Origin of the sequence: Spiroplasma endosymbiont of Polydrusus pterygomalis (assembly GCF_964030635.1) — a bacterium.
Classification (GTDB): domain Bacteria; phylum Bacillota_I; class Bacilli_A; order Mycoplasmatales; family Mycoplasmataceae; genus Spiroplasma.
In genome coordinates, this window is record NZ_OZ034909.1 from 252,689 (window position 1) to 271,797 (window position 19,109).

Annotated in this window: 26 protein-coding genes; 12 read left to right on the forward strand and 14 right to left on the reverse strand. The window is 25.0% G+C overall.

Features of this window, described 5'->3' with window-relative positions:
* Nucleotide 1: 1 nt before the first annotated feature.
* The 3 genes from ACQH23_RS01570 (at nt 2) to ACQH23_RS01580 (ending at nt 4,541) form a co-directional block, all read left to right on the forward strand.
* A complete protein-coding gene (locus ACQH23_RS01570; protein WP_425378664.1) occupies nt 2-3,211 on the forward strand; it encodes a hypothetical protein in 3,210 nt (1,069 codons plus the stop codon).
* 112 nt (nt 3,212-3,323) lie between these two features.
* Complete coding sequence (locus ACQH23_RS01575) at nt 3,324-3,746, forward strand: transposase (protein WP_425378665.1); 423 nt, start codon at nt 3,324-3,326, stop codon at nt 3,744-3,746.
* Nucleotides 3,747-3,848: 102 nt separating this feature from the next.
* Nucleotides 3,849-4,541: an IS3 family transposase gene (locus tag ACQH23_RS01580; protein ID WP_425379281.1), complete on the forward strand. Its 693-nt coding sequence runs from the start codon at nt 3,849-3,851 to the stop codon at nt 4,539-4,541.
* Between the two features lie 68 nt (nt 4,542-4,609).
* On the opposite strand, the gene ACQH23_RS01585 is transcribed toward ACQH23_RS01580, so the two are convergent.
* Both ACQH23_RS01585 and ACQH23_RS01590 read right to left on the reverse strand, forming a co-directional pair.
* Nucleotides 4,610-5,128, reverse strand: a complete 519-nt coding sequence (locus ACQH23_RS01585) for a lipoprotein (RefSeq protein ID WP_425378315.1) — start codon at nt 5,126-5,128, stop codon at nt 4,610-4,612.
* Nucleotides 5,129-5,224: 96 nt separating this feature from the next.
* Complete coding sequence (locus ACQH23_RS01590; protein WP_425378666.1) at nt 5,225-5,878, reverse strand: hypothetical protein; 654 nt, start codon at nt 5,876-5,878, stop codon at nt 5,225-5,227.
* A gap of 309 nt (nt 5,879-6,187) precedes the next feature.
* Here ACQH23_RS01590 and ACQH23_RS01595 point away from each other — a divergent pair, with 309 nt between their 5' ends.
* From ACQH23_RS01595 to ACQH23_RS01620, 6 genes are all read left to right on the forward strand, one after another.
* A complete protein-coding gene (locus ACQH23_RS01595; protein WP_425378667.1) occupies nt 6,188-6,649 on the forward strand; it encodes a hypothetical protein in 462 nt (153 codons plus the stop codon).
* A gap of 17 nt (nt 6,650-6,666) precedes the next feature.
* Nucleotides 6,667-8,073 (forward strand): hypothetical protein, encoded by a 1,407-nt coding sequence (locus ACQH23_RS01600; protein ID WP_425378668.1) that lies wholly within the window; start codon nt 6,667-6,669, stop codon nt 8,071-8,073.
* A gap of 6 nt (nt 8,074-8,079) precedes the next feature.
* Nucleotides 8,080-9,018: a hypothetical protein gene (locus ACQH23_RS01605; RefSeq protein ID WP_425378669.1), complete on the forward strand. Its 939-nt coding sequence runs from the start codon at nt 8,080-8,082 to the stop codon at nt 9,016-9,018.
* The gene (locus ACQH23_RS01610) at nt 9,008-10,030 is read left to right on the forward strand and encodes a hypothetical protein (protein WP_425378670.1); all 1,023 of its coding nucleotides are present in this window, start codon (nt 9,008-9,010) and stop codon (nt 10,028-10,030) included. Before ACQH23_RS01605 ends, ACQH23_RS01610 begins: the two co-directional genes overlap by 11 nt.
* Nucleotides 10,031-10,045: 15 nt before the next feature.
* Nucleotides 10,046-10,699 (forward strand): hypothetical protein, encoded by a 654-nt coding sequence (locus ACQH23_RS01615; protein WP_425378671.1) that lies wholly within the window; start codon nt 10,046-10,048, stop codon nt 10,697-10,699.
* An 87-nt stretch (nt 10,700-10,786) separates the two neighbouring features.
* Entirely contained in the window at nt 10,787-11,119 is a 333-nt protein-coding gene (locus tag ACQH23_RS01620) for a hypothetical protein (protein ID WP_425377640.1), read from the forward strand.
* Between the two features lie 25 nt (nt 11,120-11,144).
* Here the strand turns inward: ACQH23_RS01620 and ACQH23_RS01625 are convergent, their stop codons facing one another.
* The 9 genes from ACQH23_RS01625 to ACQH23_RS01665 form a co-directional block, all read right to left on the reverse strand.
* Nucleotides 11,145-11,324, reverse strand: coding sequence for a hypothetical protein (locus ACQH23_RS01625; RefSeq protein WP_425377672.1), 180 nt, complete (start codon nt 11,322-11,324; stop codon nt 11,145-11,147).
* 4 nt (nt 11,325-11,328) lie between these two features.
* Nucleotides 11,329-11,799 (reverse strand): hypothetical protein, encoded by a 471-nt coding sequence (locus tag ACQH23_RS01630; protein ID WP_425378672.1) that lies wholly within the window; start codon nt 11,797-11,799, stop codon nt 11,329-11,331.
* 82 nt (nt 11,800-11,881) lie between these two features.
* Entirely contained in the window at nt 11,882-12,652 is a 771-nt protein-coding gene (locus tag ACQH23_RS01635) for a recombinase RecT (protein WP_425378673.1), read from the reverse strand.
* Nucleotides 12,653-12,654: 2 nt separating this feature from the next.
* Nucleotides 12,655-13,431 (reverse strand): hypothetical protein, encoded by a 777-nt coding sequence (locus ACQH23_RS01640; protein WP_425378674.1) that lies wholly within the window; start codon nt 13,429-13,431, stop codon nt 12,655-12,657.
* Between the two features lie 2 nt (nt 13,432-13,433).
* Nucleotides 13,434-13,580 (reverse strand): hypothetical protein, encoded by a 147-nt coding sequence (locus ACQH23_RS01645; protein ID WP_425378112.1) that lies wholly within the window; start codon nt 13,578-13,580, stop codon nt 13,434-13,436.
* Entirely contained in the window at nt 13,573-13,863 is a 291-nt protein-coding gene (locus tag ACQH23_RS01650; RefSeq protein WP_425377946.1) for a hypothetical protein, read from the reverse strand. The genes ACQH23_RS01645 and ACQH23_RS01650 overlap by 8 nt, the downstream gene beginning before the upstream one ends.
* 13 nt (nt 13,864-13,876) lie before the next feature.
* A complete protein-coding gene (locus ACQH23_RS01655) occupies nt 13,877-14,044 on the reverse strand; it encodes a hypothetical protein (protein WP_425377945.1) in 168 nt (55 codons plus the stop codon).
* Between the two features lie 9 nt (nt 14,045-14,053).
* A complete protein-coding gene (locus ACQH23_RS01660) occupies nt 14,054-14,371 on the reverse strand; it encodes a hypothetical protein (protein ID WP_425378675.1) in 318 nt (105 codons plus the stop codon).
* Between the two features lie 516 nt (nt 14,372-14,887).
* Nucleotides 14,888-15,127 carry a hypothetical protein gene (locus tag ACQH23_RS01665; RefSeq protein ID WP_425378676.1) on the reverse strand — a complete coding sequence of 80 codons (240 nt, stop codon included), beginning with the start codon at nt 15,125-15,127 and terminating at the stop codon, nt 14,888-14,890.
* A 415-nt stretch (nt 15,128-15,542) separates the two neighbouring features.
* On the opposite strand from ACQH23_RS01665, the gene ACQH23_RS01670 reads away from it, so the two are divergent.
* The gene (locus ACQH23_RS01670) at nt 15,543-15,788 is read left to right on the forward strand and encodes an HPF/RaiA family ribosome-associated protein (protein ID WP_425378677.1); all 246 of its coding nucleotides are present in this window, start codon (nt 15,543-15,545) and stop codon (nt 15,786-15,788) included.
* A 93-nt stretch (nt 15,789-15,881) separates the two neighbouring features.
* Here ACQH23_RS01670 and ACQH23_RS01675 read toward each other — a convergent pair whose 3' ends face one another.
* A complete protein-coding gene (locus ACQH23_RS01675) occupies nt 15,882-16,331 on the reverse strand; it encodes a hypothetical protein (RefSeq protein ID WP_425378678.1) in 450 nt (149 codons plus the stop codon).
* A 376-nt stretch (nt 16,332-16,707) separates the two neighbouring features.
* Between ACQH23_RS01675 and ACQH23_RS01680 the strand changes: the two genes are divergently transcribed.
* Both ACQH23_RS01680 and ACQH23_RS01685 read left to right on the forward strand, forming a co-directional pair.
* Nucleotides 16,708-16,971 (forward strand): hypothetical protein, encoded by a 264-nt coding sequence (locus ACQH23_RS01680; protein ID WP_425378679.1) that lies wholly within the window; start codon nt 16,708-16,710, stop codon nt 16,969-16,971.
* A 183-nt stretch (nt 16,972-17,154) separates the two neighbouring features.
* Nucleotides 17,155-18,105, forward strand: coding sequence for an IS30 family transposase (locus ACQH23_RS01685; RefSeq protein ID WP_425378680.1), 951 nt, complete (start codon nt 17,155-17,157; stop codon nt 18,103-18,105).
* A gap of 48 nt (nt 18,106-18,153) precedes the next feature.
* On the opposite strand, the gene ACQH23_RS01690 is transcribed toward ACQH23_RS01685, so the two are convergent.
* Nucleotides 18,154-18,417 (reverse strand): hypothetical protein, encoded by a 264-nt coding sequence (locus ACQH23_RS01690; RefSeq protein WP_425378681.1) that lies wholly within the window; start codon nt 18,415-18,417, stop codon nt 18,154-18,156.
* Nucleotides 18,418-18,525: 108 nt separating this feature from the next.
* A complete protein-coding gene (locus ACQH23_RS01695; RefSeq protein WP_425378682.1) occupies nt 18,526-19,107 on the reverse strand; it encodes a nucleoside 2-deoxyribosyltransferase in 582 nt (193 codons plus the stop codon).
* Nucleotides 19,108-19,109: the final 2 nt, after the last annotated feature.

Sequence of the window (19,109 nt, forward strand, 5' to 3'; positions counted from 1 at the left end):
AATGAGTAGAATTAACCCAGGAGTTATCGAAGAATTAAGAAGACAAGCCCACGATACTTTAATAGATATCAGAGAAAATATAAAAGATAATAGACATTGAATGGTATTTCCTTTTAATGTTTATAGTTCATATATTCCTGATACTGAAACAGGTTGAAAACCTAATAACGCAAAGCCTAGTGATTATGGTAGTTATTCAAGAATATTTGATAATATGGAAAGTACGATTGCTCAATGACAAGATAGTTTAAAAATAGTTCAAAAACATAAAGGTGAAGAAATTAAGATATTAACAATTGATGATTTTAGTAAACAATCAATTAATTCAACTATATGAGCAAATAATGAAACACCTTTCGCTATAAAATTAAAAGATGAAAATAATAATGTTTATTGAAAATTAATTGATGGTGAAAACATTTATGATATTAATAGAATGTTAGCATACTTAAAGCAATATAAATTAAGTTATTTTATTAATAATGATAATAAAGCTGATAATTTTTATACAAAAGAAGTTAAGGTTGGTAAATATTGAGATGCTTATATGATTGATGATAGAAGTTCAATTCAATTTGGAGAAGCTAAATTTGAACAAGTATTTACTCAGCAATCAACTGAAAGACAATATACTTTATTAATTTTAGATGAAGATGCAAGTAAATTAAATATTAATGATTATTATAATTTTTATACGGTTTTTAATGACCATGGATTAAATATTGGTGGAGGTAATATAAATATTGCTCCCCAAGATAGACAATGATTATATCCATCAAATGTTATTAATTATTATTCACCATATGATGGTAGTTTTTTATGACAAGAAATTACCTTTTCAAGTATTAATGACAAAATTAGTAATAGTGGTTTATCAGTACGACAATTTATTCAAACATCAGCACCTGGGGAAGGTTATTGTTTTCCTAAAATAACTTATAATGAGAAAACAAATACATCAACTATTGAATTAGATGATATGTTATTAAAAGACCCCGGTGTTAGAGCAATGGCCGTTAAATTTTATGGTAATCCGATCTTTTTTGATATGCCTGTAATTGGGAGACCAATTATTAAAGGTCAATTTAATCCAAAAGTAATGAATTCACGAGATTTATTAATGTATAACATGTATCCGTGTCCGCCTGATAAAGTAAATACTTATGCATCACCAGAAGTAAGTTGATATAACATTCAAGGGATTCAACCAACAATGATAACCGGTTATGAAAACTGAAAAAAAGATATGGAAAGTAGATATGATTTTTGAAAGCAAAAAAATAGTGAGGGTATTGTTATAACTGACCAAGAAAGTTCGACAGCAACTAATCCCGCTGTTGGAACAACTATTAATGAAGAAAATAAGGACTCTAAATTTTATTGGTCTAAAAATTGAAAAATAACACCACCAAGTCAAATAAAAGTAAATAGTGGTGACGTTAATAATATTATTAGTACCCAAGCATCATCATATTTTAGAAGAAAAGATGAATTTGGTAATACTGTTGGTAGTGTTCAAATTGAATACAATAAAATGGGTTCATGTAATGTTTGAGATATTTTAAATATGAATAATTTTATTAATCGCCAAATTACTGTCTTACCTTTAAATTATACTCAAAAGTTAGTTTTTAATCCTTTTACGATACCAGGCGGAGTTGGTAAATTCTTAAACTTTATTTCGTTTGGTATTCCTTGAGGCTGAGTTATTAATCAAGATGAAAAAACTTGACCTAATTTTCAATGATTAAATGGATTTATGAGTGCTAATATTTATAGTTTTTATAATGATGCTTTTTGGTCTGAAAACTCAAAAGGTAAATGTTATTTACCTTTTGAAATATTTAGAGAACAAGGCAATGATAAAGTTGGTGCTATTTTTGGAGCAAATGCTACTAGTTTCGGGTTTACTACTTTATTAACTGATAAATTAGTAGGTACTGTTTTAACTAAGGATGGTAAACCAACAAATAATATAGTTTATTCAACATATAATTTAAAACAATTAAACGAAAAAACTAACCGAATTTATTTAATTAATGAACTTACAACAGCAGTAGATGCTCAAACACCAGTTAGTTATAGTGAAGAAGATAATGATTGTGAATTCTTACAAACACCAGATGGGACAAATTGTAGTTATATTATTGATATGTTTTCAATACAAGCATTATATAAAGGTAATTTTGAAATTATCTTTTATGCTGATAACCCATATACCAATAATGAAGAAGATTATTTACGTTTATCAGTATGGAGTTTCAGAGGTAAAACAAAAAGTACCTTAAATAATTATTTACGCGATATGACAACTAATTATAAAACTAGTTTCTTATTACCACATGACTATGAAATACCAACATTTAATTACCCTGAATATGTATTACCACCAGTGCCATATAATTATTCAGAATATACAAAAGATATTTGAGGCGCTAATGTAGTACAACCATTAAAAACTAAAATTACAGCCCCAGCACAATGTAAAAAACCAAAAAATTCTGTAATTCCTGTTAATTTATTTTATGATGAATTTAATAATGCTTATTATGAAATTGAAGTTGATTTAAAACAAATTGACCCAACAATTCAAAGTATTGATAAATTTATTAGTTCATATAAAAAAATTGAAATAAGTAATCTTAATAATTTACAAGTTAGATGTTCGAAACCTGATATAGAGCATTTTATTAATAATAGAGATGTAAGTATTTTAGGTGGTGGTTATAATGAGTTTTGTGCATATAATTATGGAACATTATCTAATATTGCTTTACAAAATGCAGGTATATCACAAACTGATAAAGTTAATTTTGAAAATACAATAACTTTATATACTGATAATATAACTAATAAAATTCAAACACTTGCTACTGCTTATACTGATGGTTTGCCAAGTAAAGAATATGCAAATAAATATAAAACTGAAAAAGTTGGAATCATTGAATATATTAAATTTTTATTACAAATAACAAAATTATCTAATAATGATAATGAAAAAATTACAGAAACATATTTACAAGCATATTATACTAATGATGTAAAATTAAAAATTAGATTTTCAAAAGTAGTATTTGCTAATTTATCGGCAAATTGAACTTATTACTTAGGTAATGATAAAGGTATAATCATAGACTTAAATGCTTTGAGTATATTAAATATGGTAAATATGAGTGATAATCCTGTTAAAATTACATTTAAACCTAGATAAAAATAAAAAAGAGATTTATTTAAAATGTGCAATGTTTCTTTTAACTGAGATATATAAATAAAAATTTTTCTAGATTATTATTAATATATAAAGTTAGGAGAAACATTTTTATATGGCTAAAGGTAAAATAAAAGGGTCTAAAGATCATTCTTTTGAATTTAAAGAAAAAATTGTTAATGAATACTCAATTAACAATAAATCTTATAGTGAAATAGCAAAAGAATATCATATTAGTTTAGCAACTATTTCAAAATGAGTAAATCAATTTCAACAAAATAAAGAAATTCTAAAAGAACGAAAAAAGCGAAAAGATTTTGAATTAAATAAGTTTAAAAACCCCTTAGAACGTGAAAACTATTTATTAAAAAAAGAAAATGAAAGAATAAAAGCTGAGAATGAAGTTTTAAAAAAGCTTGAAGCTCTTCCAAAGATAAAAACAAAAACAAACATTAGAAAACAAATTGCTTTTATTAAATCAGAATTGCAAGTTTCAAAAATTACTTTATCATGATATTTAAAAGAATTAAGAATTTAATATGATACTTGAAATAAATATTCAAAAAATTGTGATGAATATCAACCAAATATTGATTATTCAATATATGAAATAATTAAAGCAATTCATAGAGAAAATAGTATTAAAGGACACAGACAAATTAAATTATCTTTGGAAGAGCAAAAAATTAATGTGTCGAATTCAACAGTTTATCGTTATATGAAATTAGCTAATAGAATTTCTAGTGTAAGAATTAAAACAAGAAAAAAAATTAATCATTTCTTAAAAATGACAAATGAACATATTCGACATAAATATCTATTAAAACGTAATTTTAAAGCTGAAAAAACTAATCAAAAGTGATCAATTGATATTACGTATGTTAAAACAATCACAGAATGAGTATATTTATTTGCAATCAAGGATTTATTTAGTAATTTAATAGTAAATTATTCTTTAACAACAACTCCAACAGTAAATTGAGTAAATAATTGTATCAAAGAAGCAATTATTAAAAGAAAAATAATCAAAGGTGAATTAACTATTAATTCTGATCAAGGTATTCATTTCACTTCAAAAGCTTATGAAAAATTATTAAAAAAACACGGTATAAATATAAGTATGTCAAGAAGAGGCAATTGTTTAGATAATTCACCGATTGAAAATCAATTTTCAATTCTTAAAAACGAGAACTCAGAATTATCACACTGTAAAAATATTTTAGAAGTAAAAAATATTGTAGATAATTATATAATTCATTATAATGAAAAAAGAAAAATTTTAAATTTAAAAATGCCACCACTTCAATATGAAATGAAAGCATTTTTTAATTAAAATTCTCAGTTATCTGAAACTGTGCATATTTATTTAAAATGTTAATTTTATTTATATTTCTTTTCCTATTATTCATTAACTTTTACATTACTATTTTCATCAACAATTAAATTAGGTTCATTGGTATCTAAATTTCAACGATAAACTGATTTAAAGTATGTACCGGCACCATTATATGATTCTCAATCTGCCGGAGCTCAAGAAGAAGAATATCTAACATATAAAGTAAAATAAAATGGATATCCCGTTTCTTCTCTTAATTCCAATGTATATTTATTATATTTATCAAATATTTTCCCTATTTTTAATTCATTATGTTTAAAATTAATAATTCTTCAATTATGATTTTTATTACCACGCCATGTTACATAATATCATTTATTATCAATCTTATTAAATGGTTTTTCTTGTGGTGCTATTCATTCTAAATGGTTTTTAATATTTTCATTATTTGTATCTATTTTATGTTTTTCTTTTTGTTCTTTTAATTTTTCTTCACTATATTGTGGTGTATTACAAGCAATTAAACTTGTTGTACTTGTTCCTATTAATGATATTACACCTATGATACTTAATATTTTTTTCATATTTTTAATTCCTTTGTATTTTTATAAAGTTTGTTAATTTAATTAAAAAAGGAAATAACTTTTATATTATTTCCATAAATATAATAATTTTATTTATTATATTCTATTTATTATTTCATAAGCAACACCACCAGAAATCGCTCCAACAATTGCTCCAATTACTGAACCAACAGCAGAACAAACGGGTGCCCCGGGGCCACATAAAAGACCAATAGTTACCCCTGTTAAAGCACCTGTTCCAGCACCAATAACTTTAGGTCCGTGCATTTTAAAAGCAGCTCTTAAATCATCAGTTAAGTTTGCTCCTTCTTTTTCTGCTTGTATTAAATCGTTTTTGAATTTTAGAAGTTGTTCTTTTTCTCACTCTCTCTTAACTTGTTGATTATAATTATGTTGTTGTTGTTCAATTCTTTGTTTTTCATAATAACTATTTCATTCTTGAATTCTTTGTTGTGCTCTAAAATTTGCTTCTCTAATACCTTTTTGTCATAAACAATTTCTCTCACTTTGAGTAATATTGTCATATTCTCAAGTGCCGTTTTTATTATAACGTACGGTGCGATTAAAATCTATCGGATTATAAAAACACTCTGCCGGACTATATTGTTGTTGTCAATATTGAGGTTGAGTGTCTCTTTTAACTCGATTTAATTTACTATTTTCTTTTTGATATGGACTAGCGGCGATTGTTGTTGGTATAGCAGTCCCACCAATTGTTAATACACTTAATAAACTAAGTAACTTTTTCATACTTGTTTTTCTCCTTTTCTTAATCTTGAAACTTTTTATCAAGATCTATTCCCAGTATATATATATATATATATATATAAGCAAAATTAGTAATTATTTTAAAAACTTTTATCTTGTTAAAAAGCTATTAATACACGTTTTAAGGGGTAAATTAGCAATGAAATATATTAAGTTTATTTATTTTTACATAAAGTGTTGTATTAGTAAAATAATAGTATATAATGAAGGCATAGGTTTAATCTTTTTCCGTAAAAAAGAGTTACGCTGACTTGTTAATCGGACAAGGATAAAAAAAGAGGAGTTTATAAAATGGCACTTATAAAAGAACAATTAATCGAACAAGGTTTAAGTGAAGAAATTGCAGAAAATATCTTAAATCAGTTTAATAATGAAGCAAAGCAAATTAGAGAAAGTGTGCAAAAAAGCGAAGATGTTATATCAAAAGAAGACTTTATTAAATTATCTAATGAATTAGATGAATTAAAAGCCTTTAAAGATGTTCCATCTACTAAAATTGAAGATATTAAAACTAATTTAGATAAAGTTAGTGGTAGTTCTTTATCTGAAAAAATGCAAACTTTAAAAGAATTAAAACCTGATTTGTTTGTGCAAGAACAACCATCAGTTTCACCAGCTAATTTAATTAAAGATATGATTGAAAATTCGGTTGAAAATAAAAATGATGAAATTGAAACTATTAAAGAAAAAGGAGCATATACTCCAGAAGAAATTAAGAAATTAACTGATTATACACTTAAAAACCTTAGATAATAAGGGAGTGAAATATTATGGCAACAATTAATTTGCCGCAAGTACATTTTACATTACAAGGTAATACAACAGGTCAAAAAGCCTATGTTGATATGGTTAACGCTATGCTAAGAGGACCATTAATGAATGAGCATGCAAGTATTATGCAATATGCAACTGCAACTGCTGAACAAGTTGCTTGATTACCTAATGCAGGACAAGCATTATATAATTTAACTCATCGTGTGGTATGACAAGATGATTATGCATTACCAAATGGTGGGGCAACTCAAACTATGGGATTAACAAGAATTCCGGTGCCTATTAATAAAAGATTTAATTTAAAATTAATGAATGAAGCATTTGACTTAGCAATGATAGAACAAAATATTAAAAATGGTATTATTGCTGATGCTATTGCTAGTGTTGTCCAGAATAAATTTGTTAATTTAGAATGTGAATTAATTCAGGGGATTTATGATTATTGTTTAGCAGATGGTCAATATGAAGTAATTCCATTTCGTAGTTATACAGCCGATAGTGCCGATGAAGCAAATAAAGCATTCTTTACATTAAATGAAACTTTGATTGAATTAACTAATCAAATTAGTAATTTATATTTTGGTTTACCAACCGATAAAATGTTTATGGTTTTAGGCCGAAGAGCCTATTTAGGATTAACACCTGCTTATTTAAAAGTAATTGGTTCACAAGCTCAATTAAAAGCAATGGTTAATGGTGAATTATATGAAAATACCGCAATGGGTATTCCGGTATCGAAAAGTTTTCATTTAGAAAAAACATATACAAAAGGACAAGTTAACCGAGATAAAGGTTATAATTTTACTAATATAAATGGTTTACTTATTAATAAACAAGTATGAGCATATCCAATTAATATGGATACTATTCAACAAGTTTTAGATAATGATACTGCTAACCCTAAATGAATTGGTAAAGTGCAATATGCAACACCAACTATTTTATATCCAAAAACATGTAAGATTATTTTAGAAAAACAACCAACACAAGAAGAAATTGATACTGCTAAAAGTAATTTAAATAAAACATTTAGAGTGCCGGTTGATTATGAAATTTCTACACCAATAAATACAACAAAATCTAATGTAATTTTAACACCAGATGTTGCTAAAATAGATATTAGTAAAATAAATAAATTAGATAAACCAATCATTAATTTACCAGATCCCAAAGATGTTAGTGATGGATGATTAAAACCACAATTTAAAGACGTTGTTTTAAAAGCAGTTAAAACTGTAGATAGTTCTTTAACTGAAAATGATTTTGATTATTCTATTAATCCTAAAGGTGAAGACTGACCAATTGATATTACAAATGATAAAATTGTTGAAGTTTTAATTGAAGGTAAAAACAAAGCAACTGGTAAAACAAAGTCAATTGAAGTAGTAATTAAAAATTCTTAATAAACAATGAATTTATTAATATTACGAATTTTAACTTTATTAACAGAAAATTTAGGAAATAAACCTTTAATAAATAAGTTTGTTAATTTAATTAATAGAGTTAATCAAGTTCAAAATAAAGTATTAAAGCCAATTAATTATGTTACTGATAAATATAATAAAATTACAAATAAAATTGAAGATATTTATCAGTGATTAAATCCTTATACTTATTTAAATTTAATTAAAAAAGGTCATAAAAAAGAAATTAAACAAATATTAAGTAAATTAGAAAAAGATAACAATATTAAAAATAGAGAACAATTTAAAAAAGAAAATTATCTAAACACTAATTGACAACCTTTAAATAGTAGTTGGCTTGATAGTGGTATGTTTAATATAACAAATAAATTAACTTTAACAGGCAATTTAACTATTTTAATATATACAAAAACAGCAAAACATCCGAAGTTTTATGGTCCATATGTTTATCCTAGTGTTCCATTTGAAATTTGAAAATTATTAAGTAATGCTGTATCTAATGCTGGAACTTTATTTTGGCGTTATTGATTAAGAAAATGATTACCTAGTCATTTAAGAGATTATATTAAAAAACGATTACCAAAAGAATTAAAAGAAAAATACCCAAAAGGAAATATCAAATTAACATTACCACATATTCAAAAATTACAACAAATTAAAAGGTTTATTAATAATTTAAAGATTGGACACTTTAATTTCAATTTTGCTGGTGAAATTAATAATAAAAAATGGTATCGAGAGCGAAAAAGTGATGTTAAAAATATTAATAATTTATATAAAACACCAGTTAAAAGTATGTTTTATAAAACTAATCAAACTATTAAAAAAATTAAAAAAGCACAAAGAAAAGTTAATAGTTATAAACTATCTAATTTAAGAAATAAATATCATAATCAATTAAGGGGTGTATTATATGGAAAATAATTTAAGTAATTTGTTATTTATAACAGTTGAAGATGTTAAAGAAAGTAAACTTTGACAACCTATTAATGACCGTAAGCAATCTGCTTATAATGATAATTTAATTTATAATGCTATTTTAAAAACTAGTTTATGAATGGATAGATTATCAGGTGGAACAATTTCCGATAAGATTAATAAAAAAGATTTATTTCCCTGAGTAAAAAAAGATAATACTGGAATAATTGAATATGATAAATGATTAAGTTATATTCAATCTGCTTGTTTATTAGCAGTTATGAATTGATATTTACCAAAAGGTGTTAATGATTTAACTGGTAGTGCTTCATTTTCACAAGGTGGAGTTGCTTATTCACAAACCAATGACCCCGAAGCAAATGAAAATATTACTAGAGATGTTAAAAATGCTTTAAAATTAGCTGGTGAAATAATTGATATTATATCTAGTAAAACAGTTACGAGACCATATAATTATCATTTAGGGAATTATGCTCATTCTTGAGAAGAAGAATATAAATATATTACTAAAAAAACATTTTATGAAACTTTATTATTTTATTTAAAAGAACGAGTACAAACCGATAATACTATTAATATTACTCACCCAACAATTATCGATTATAGTAAAATTGATTATAATGAATATATTAAACTTGTTGTTCCGTTTGATAATGATACGATTTATTATGAAAATGGTGTTTGAAAAACAAATATTTCAGATTGAGAAATTGTTGACACTAGTGATTTAGATAATACAAGGTTTGATTATGAAATACAAAATTGAGATAAAGAAAATTATAAATACAATATTTGAATTAAAACAAGTAATCAAAATTATTATTATTTATCAACATACAAAAATTTTAGGGGAAAAATAACTGTTGGATCATTTGAATTAGAAAACGTTTTTTCTCATCGCGTAGAATTAGAAGATGATGGAATTATTGCTATACGTACTGGTGGGACAGATGGAACAATTACTGGTTTACACATTGAAAGAAAAAAAGTAAGTTAGAAAGGGGTTTAATTAATGAAGCAAGATAAAACAACTTGATTAAAGGGTGCATTACCTTGAAATTGATTTAAAAAAGATCCTATTCCAACTTATAATTGAACTCATAAAGATATTAGAGAATGAGAAAGAAAATATAAAATTAGGAGTTGAGTAGTTAGTTTTTATACTTTAATGTTTTTAGCATTAAATTTTTGATTGGAATACGGGATGATTAATAGTATTAAGGATCAAATTAATTGATACAATTATGGTCAATATTGAGGCAATGGTATTGCCATTTTATTAACACCTTTATTTACACATGGAATTCAGGGTATATTTGTTGCTAGTAGTAAACCAAAAGTAGATATGAAAATTGATATTCCACGATTAAAATTATCTAAAATGGGATTATTATTTACAATTTTACCTTTAATTACTTTAATAATTTCTTTAATTATTATTTTAATTGATAAATTAAAATGAAAAAAAGACCATTTAAGACATTGTTTAGATTGTCGGATTAATCCGCGTGTTATTCAACCAAGAATAGCAAAACAATGAAATAATTTAGATGGTATAACAGAAGAAATATTTAAAAATACACAAAACGAAAATATTAAAAAACAAAAACAAGAAGAAAATAACAAAAAATTAAATATAAATAATAATTATGAAACTAATAATTAAATTTTATTAAAATAGACTATATATAGGGGTGGTAGATATTTTGGGTGGTTATATAGCTTAATTTATAAATTATTTTGTTCTGAAAAAATGGATGGCCACTGTTTGAGTAAGGATAAGAAAGGAAACAAAAACATGAATGAAACATTAATGATTGCTTTACTTGTGTTAGCTGGTGCTGGTGGAATGGGTAGTCTTGGTATTCTTGGATTATCTGCTAAAAAAATTAAAAAATATAAAGCAGAACTTAGAGAATTGAGAACGGCTGTTATTGCCCACGAAAAACATTTACGAGGACCTGATTATGCAACAGAATTAGCCCTTAAAACAGGTCAAATTAAAAATGTTAAAAAACAAGTTAAAGTAAACGACAAAAAACAAGCACAAAAAGATGCTATTAGACAACTAACAAATAGTATTTAAAAAAATAACCAATTAAGGTTATTTTTTATTTTTCTTTGTTGTGACTTATATAAAAATTAATAAGATATTCTATTCGTTGTGAATAAGTATCAAAGTTAGATAATTTATTTCAAACTTTTTCTTCATTTTCATTTAAGTAAATATTAACATTTCGAATTTTACAAGAATAATATTTTCCTGTTTTTTGATTATATGATTTTTTCATAATATTAAACCTCATAATTAGCAATAATAATTGCATCTCGTAAATGATTACTTATTTTCTCATTATTATATTTTCAACCTTTACCATATTGATAAATTAAATTACTATCTTTATCAAATTTTCATATACAACTGTCATTATATTTACTTAAATTTTCCATATTTTTAACAATTGATTTAGTATGTTTTGGTGATACTCAATTAATATTGTGTACTTTTTTTGTATTGTATTTAACTGTTCCAATTACTTTTAATAAATCATCCCTATCTTTACTTGCATTATCAGATGTATATAAACAATCTTCAATATTAACAATTGCATCTGGTCTTAATACATCTAAAATAATATCGGGTTGTGTAATTCAATCATAATGTGTATATTCGGATTTATCAATTAATTTATTATCTTTAAAAGTAACGATAGCAGTAGTACCAGTCCCTGATGGGTCAATACCTATTTTTATCAAGTTGCTCATTCTTCATCATTATTATTAACTGTTGGTACTACATTAGAAATATCTTCTTCTTTAACTACATTATTGTTTGTATCCGCTATTTCTATATAAGATGAGGTATATTTATATTGTTTGATAAGGGTTCATCGCTCATCTGCCCCTTATTTTTGGCGACAGTAATATCATTAAAAGGTATATAATCAAAATTACCATCTTCTTTAATTTCTTTTTCATCTAAATCAATGTCAGTAATATCTACACCTAATTCTTGGGCTAATTTACGATATAATTTTGCTTCAACCATTTCTTTTGGTCATTTATTTCAAGGCGAATATTCACTATTTCCACTTGGACTACTATTTTTTAAACGGTCAATATCAGCTTTTCTTAATAAAATTCCTTTTGTTTCACCAGTTAAACGATTAATTCCAAAAGCATAAGCACCAATAATATTTTCATATTGACTGGTATTTGTCATAAAATCTATTTCATGTAATTTTGGTTTTTGTAAATCGGTATCTCATACAAATTTTTCACTTTTATAAATAATTCCTCGTTTTAACATTCAATTTTCTTGTTCCATTCTTTTTTGAAACACACTACTATCAATAATAGTTGTTAATTTATTTTTGAATGGAATAATATTAAAATCTTTTCCGAATATTAAACCTTTATTACTTAAATTAATAATTCCTAAGGCTGTAATTTTTCCATTATCAGCATTACCCACTAAATTCATATAACTTTGATTATTTTTTAATTTTAGTTCTTGTAAAGCAATTAAATTTTCTTGTAAATATTTAGCATTAACATTTAATTCATATGCTTTAATTGCTGTTGCTACTAATTCTTTTATTCCCATTTGATTATTCATAATTATTTCTCTCCTTTATTTATTTTGAATTTAATTCCATTAACACCAATAGTATTAATGTTTTTATTACTATCTCATTGTTTTTTAATTTCGTTTTTAACAATTTGTTCATCAACAATTAAATAATTTTTAATTAAATTAATAAGTTCTAATTTATCAGCATTTTGTAAAAAATCATCATTAACACCCAAAATATCAATATCTTTAATTAATATTTTTTCTTTCCGAAATTTACTAGTAGTTTTTTCTAAATCTTGTTCTATTTTTGCTACATCTTCCATAACACGAACTTGTTCATCTTCAATTTGGTCCATGTCTAACCCCATATCAGGCGTTAAGTTATTAGCATATTCAACCCTATTTTCTTGTTCTTGTTTTTTAGTTTTAATAAACTGTTGTTGTTTTAAATATTGAACTTGTATTAGGCTATTTTTAATTTCAATTTTATTATTTTGAAGTACTTTTTCTAAATTAATAATATTAACTCTAATTCGATTTAATTCATCTTTAAAATCTTTTATTAATTCTAATGGTTCTCTAAAAACAAAATCAATTTTACTAATAGCACTGGGTATATCTTTTAAATGTATATCTTGATAACCATTTAATGCATAATGATTAAGATGACGATAGATAAAATCTGTTAATTCTTTACCGTGATTATCAATTCAATTTTTAATCGGTAATGCTTTTAAACTTAATTCTTTAAAATCATTACCTTTTAAATAAAATGGATAGGTAATATTTTTAATTTGATTATTTAATTTTAAATCTGCCATAATTAAATTTCCTCCAAATTCATATCCATAATTAAATTATCAATATATTCATAGGCACTTTCTTCTGAACAACATTCTTCTAATGCGATATTAAATAAATCTTCTTCGCTATAAACATAACCACTTTCATCTTTTCACATATTATTCATAATTTATCACTTCGTAGTCTGCTTCTTCATCTTCTAAATAATCATCTATTAAACCTTTAACCTCATCAATTTCATATCATTTTAAATTTAAATCAAAATCTTTTGGCAATGAAATATTACCTACATGTCGTTCTTCATTACCAAATTTAAGATATAAATTTAATTCTCAACTCTTATCATAGTCACTATCAATTTGTGCATAAATAATATCTTTATTACTAATTTTTAATGCGTTATTATTAATTCATTTTTCATTTAAGTAATCACTAATACAATATGACATTTTCTTATTCCTCCTAATTATTTTTATTGTTTAATGCTCAATGTTCATCAGTCATATCTTCAAATGAAACTGGATAACTTTTAAGCATTAATTCATTCAATTTATTTTCTTTATTGCATTCTTTATGAAAACAATAATCTCAATATCTTTGTTTAAGACAAATTTTATTTAACTTTTTCATATAAACCTCCTAAATTATTTGATTGATTTTTTTCTCAATTTGTAATATTTTTCAACCATCTGATGCTAAATCTAAAATATCGTTAATTTTATAATGTTGCATATAAGAAGCAATAACATCTCATTTATCTTCAAATAAATTTAAGTACATTTTTGCTCATTCTAAACACTGTAAATCATAATGATTTTTATGATGAGAAATACGACAATTAACAGGTTGACAATTCACTCAATCAAATGATGTTGTTATTTCACTTCAAGTTTTATTAATATACAAACTTTTATATTCCATTATATTTCCTCCTATTTTTAATTCGCTGGCACTCACTCCCAAGTGAAAGTGCCAAAGCGAGAATTAGTTATATAAGTATTTATCTATTTATTTACTACGCCATCCGCTTCACTGGGGGTGAGCGGTGGCGATAATATATTTAATATTTGTTTATTATTAGATAATAGACAGTTGTTTTTATGAGGTAAAGCCAGAGAATTCTCTCTCTTCATCCGCACTATTTCAAGTCAAAACGTTCAGTTTTTAAAATAAATTCACTTGCACCTTGAAGAGCCTGGTGCTGGCTTTGTGGTTTGTAGAACCGCTGCCATCCTCGATGGGACAATGTCTATCGCAAATTTATTTATAAAGTGGCCATCTCTATTTTTATTGTCGTTCGATGTTGACTTTGCACTTATCACGACTATCGCTTAGTTTAAATATAACCAGCGCCGATTTACATGTTTCCTCATACACTATTTCAGTACTTGCCTCGGCTGGCTGTGGGAATGAGCTTAAACTCATGTTCTTATGGAAGCACTTAGTTATTTAAAATAACCGTCCCACACTGCATTAAGTTGTTTTATAAAATCAAAGTTTAAAAGAACCAGTTTCTCAATCAAAGATAATTTTTGAATTTTCTAATTTTTTATAAAACCGCGTTTGTTTTTTATCTTTTGTACGATTTAATAAATCTTTATGTTTTTCACAAGTTCATAAAACTTTATTTGATAAAAATTCTTCGGTAATTAATGATATTGCTTTATAGCAATTATCAACATCACAGATTGTTTGTTGCGTATTAATTTCCATTACTTACTCCTTCCTTTAATATTAAGTTTTTTTATTTATTAGCCAAATTAATTAACTAAAACAGAGAAAGGACAACACCTTAAAATTGGAGAAAAAAAGGTACACTTTGTAAAAATTTCTAAGATATTTAATAAATGTGTAATACAACTTTTTCGTTAACTTAAAGTTGTGATAAAAAGTTTCTATTTTAAGAATTTAAGATGCTGCCATTTCTCTGAATTAATTAATAATTATGGGTTTACAAATAAAAAAACAACCCTTTTTATTTAACAAGAGTTGTTTTTTGTCGCTTCATCGTACATGATACAAGTAATATAATCTAGATAAGTAAGTGGTATATTATTCCACAATTTCTAAGGTATTAATTAAAACCCTTAAATAATTTATACAACCTAAAATTTTTATATGAGATTTTTTGCAATTTTATTTACTTGCACTTACAAGTATAATTCAGCAAAATAATATTGTAATTCATACTGCAATTGATATTAGAGGACGAAATAATTTCTTAAAAGCAGAAGTTCGTAATAGTGATTTTTATAAAGCAGTTGATCAAACACTATATAAAATTGAAGAACAACTACGAAAAATTAAAGGAAAACAAGAAGACCGTCATAATAAAAATCAATCATTAGGAAAGTTTTATGAGACAGTGATTTAGGCAGAAGAAGAAGAGTTTGATTTTGAATAATAGACATTAATAAAAAAATGTTTAACCAATTTGGTTAAACATTTTTTTATTGTTTGTAATTAATTACTGTTTGTTTGTAGGTGTTGTACTTGTTGAAGGACTATTTTTAGTGGCACGAATTGCCCCAATTCCTTCTAATAATCAAATTAATGCACCAATTATAGCGATTAATTCACCAACAACAATTACTCATGTTGAAACTTCTTTTGTTGAAGTAATAATTGCTCCAATCATTCCAACAACTGCAATAGTAATAAAAATAATTCCTGCAACTAGTTTACCGATTTTATGTCGAATAAAGGTTGCAATAAAAATAAATAAGAAAGCTGTAATTAAAATAATTGTGCCCTTATCGCCACCAGTATTATGAAGATCAAAAAGTCTTGTGTTAACATGAACGATAGGAAAAGAATTTAAAATTGCCAAGATAAATAATCAAAACCCAGAAATTCAAAGCATTACTTTTTGGAATGTTACAGTAATTTTAATTGTTACATATTTCATTTTTGCCATTGTTTTCCTCCTTAACCATAACATTATTTATATTATAACTTATTTTTAAAAATATTGGTGATAAATCTTCTTTAATTTTGTAGAAAACTCTTTATATTGTATCATGTACGATGAAGCGACAAAAAACAACTCTTGTTAAATAAAAAGGGTTGTTTTTTTATTTGTAAACCCATAATTATTAATTAATTCAGAGAAATGGCAGCATCTTAAATTCTTAAAATAGAAACTTTTTATCACAACTTTTTCGTTAACTTAAAGTTGTTTACACATTTATTAAATATCTTATAAATCTTTACAAAGTAGACTAGACTGCACCCCAAAAAGTAAGTAAAGAAAAAAAGTCTTTGCTAAACTTTTAAAGGAGGTGCGTTTTTATATGGCAAGAAAAGGACAAAAATTTAATAAATATACAGCATATTTTCGAAAAAGGATAGGACAAGAGGTTAAAAATAATAGTATAAGTTTTATTGCAAAAAAATATGCAATTAATAAAAAAACTGTTGCTTCATGGTATGAAAATTTTAAGAAAGGGATTTTAAACACCAATAAAGGTCCAAAAGAATCATTTGAAAAAAGAGATTTAAACTATTACAAAGTTAGGTATGAATTATTAAAAAAGCTTCATGACTTTTACAATTAAATAAAAGAAAAATTGTATTTTTTATCAAAGAAAACCTTAATAAATATCCACTAAATTTATTAAGGTTTTCTTTTATGCTGAATTATACTTGTAAGTGCAAGTAAATAAAATTGCAAAAAATCTCATATAAAAATTTTATGATGCTAAGTTTATTTTAGAAAAAATAAAGCAAGGAGTTTTTATATGGGATATAAACATCTTGGCATAGATGAAAGAATTTATATTGAGAATCAATTGAAGTTTAAATTAAAAATTAGTGAAATAGCTAAAAATCTTAATCGAAGTATTAGTACTATTATTCGAGAAGTTAATAGAAATAAAGATAATAATCATTATTTTTCATTAATTGCACAAAATAAAGCAGAAAATAGAAAACAATCACATATTTATTTTCATAAGTTTAAAAATAGAGAATTAGTAAAATATGTACAACAAAAATTATTATTAGGTTGATCACCCGAACAAATTTATGGCAGAATTAAAAATTTTCATAAAGAATGAATTATTAGTTTTAAAACAATTTACAATTGAATTTATTCTGGATTACTTGAAAAAGTTACTAATAAAAATTTAAGAAGAAAAGGTAAGAAACGAAAATATCAAGAAAATCGGGGTAAATTTAATGGTAAATCAATTAAAGAACGAAATGCTAATGTTAATAATCGCGTAACTCTTGGTCGTTGAGAAGGTGATACCGTAGTATCATCACGAGGTAAAAGTAAATCATGTTTAATAACTTTAGTTGAAAGAACATCAAGATTTACTTTAGCAATATTAGTTGAAAATAGAACTACTAAAGTTATTAACGAAAATATTAGCCATTATTTATCAATTCTTCCAAATAATCTTGTTAAGACTATAACATTTGATCGTGGTAAAGAATTTGCTAATTGACAACAACTTGAAAAAAATTTAAATGTGAAAATTTATTTTGCTAATGCATATTCACCCTGACAAAGAGGTACTAATGAAAATACTAATGGTTTAATTAGAGAAAAATTTCCTAAAAAATTTAATTTTTCAAATACTACTAAAAATGCAGTTCATAAATTTATATTGTCTTTAAACCAAAGACCAAGAAAAATACTAAATTATCTTTCGCCAATCGAATATTTGGTTAGAAAAATAATTTAGTTGCACTTAACTTTACAATTTGGCGATAAAATACAATTTTTCTTTTATTTAATTGTAAAAGTCATGAAGCTTTTTTAATAATTCATACCTAACTTTGTAATAGTTTAAATCTCTTTTTTCAAATGATTCTTTTGGACCTTTATTGGTGTTTAAAATCCCTTTCTTAAAATTTTCATACCATGAAGCAACAGTTTTTTTATTAATTGCATATTTTTTTGCAATAAAACTTATACTATTATTTTTAATCTCTTGTCCTATCCTTTTTCGAAAATATGCTGTATATTTATTAAATTTTTGTCCTTTTCTTGCCATATAAAAATTCACCTCCTTTAAAGTTTAGCAAAGACTTTTTTTCTTTACTTACTTTTTTGGGTGCAGTCTAATATTGAATTTGACTTTTTCGTAATTCGGATAATTATTTTAAATTTGACAATCAAAACCATTATATAACTTATCTTCTTTAAAAATATCCTTAATATCATATTTTTCTCTATAATCAGCGATTTCCCCCATTTCAATTGCCTTAATTGCTTCACATGCCATCTTATGTGAGTCGCATAACGTAATTTGCGGAATATCACCACTATTTAATGGTTCAAAATATAATGCACCAGTAATCATTTCATTTAAACCAAAACCAGGGAATTCTCCTTTTAAAATTCCCTGTTGTAAACGAAAATCAGAAATCACTGGAAATAAATATTTCTTCTTATTATGCAATGCTTGCTCAACCATTAAACCAAATTCCATATGTGTTCCTGAATCTCATCCATCTAATTCAAAAATAACATAATTAGCATCCGTTAATCCTGCATAATCTAATTCAAAAATTGCTTTATTTGTTGGACGAACTGTTTGATTTGTTTCAAAATCAACAGGATTACCAATCACAAAATCTGGAAACATTTCGCGTAACAAATCGCCTTCTCGTTTTCTTGTATTTCATTGGGCCTCAGTAAACATACTGCCCGCATTATAAATTACTTTTCTATTATCTTTCATAT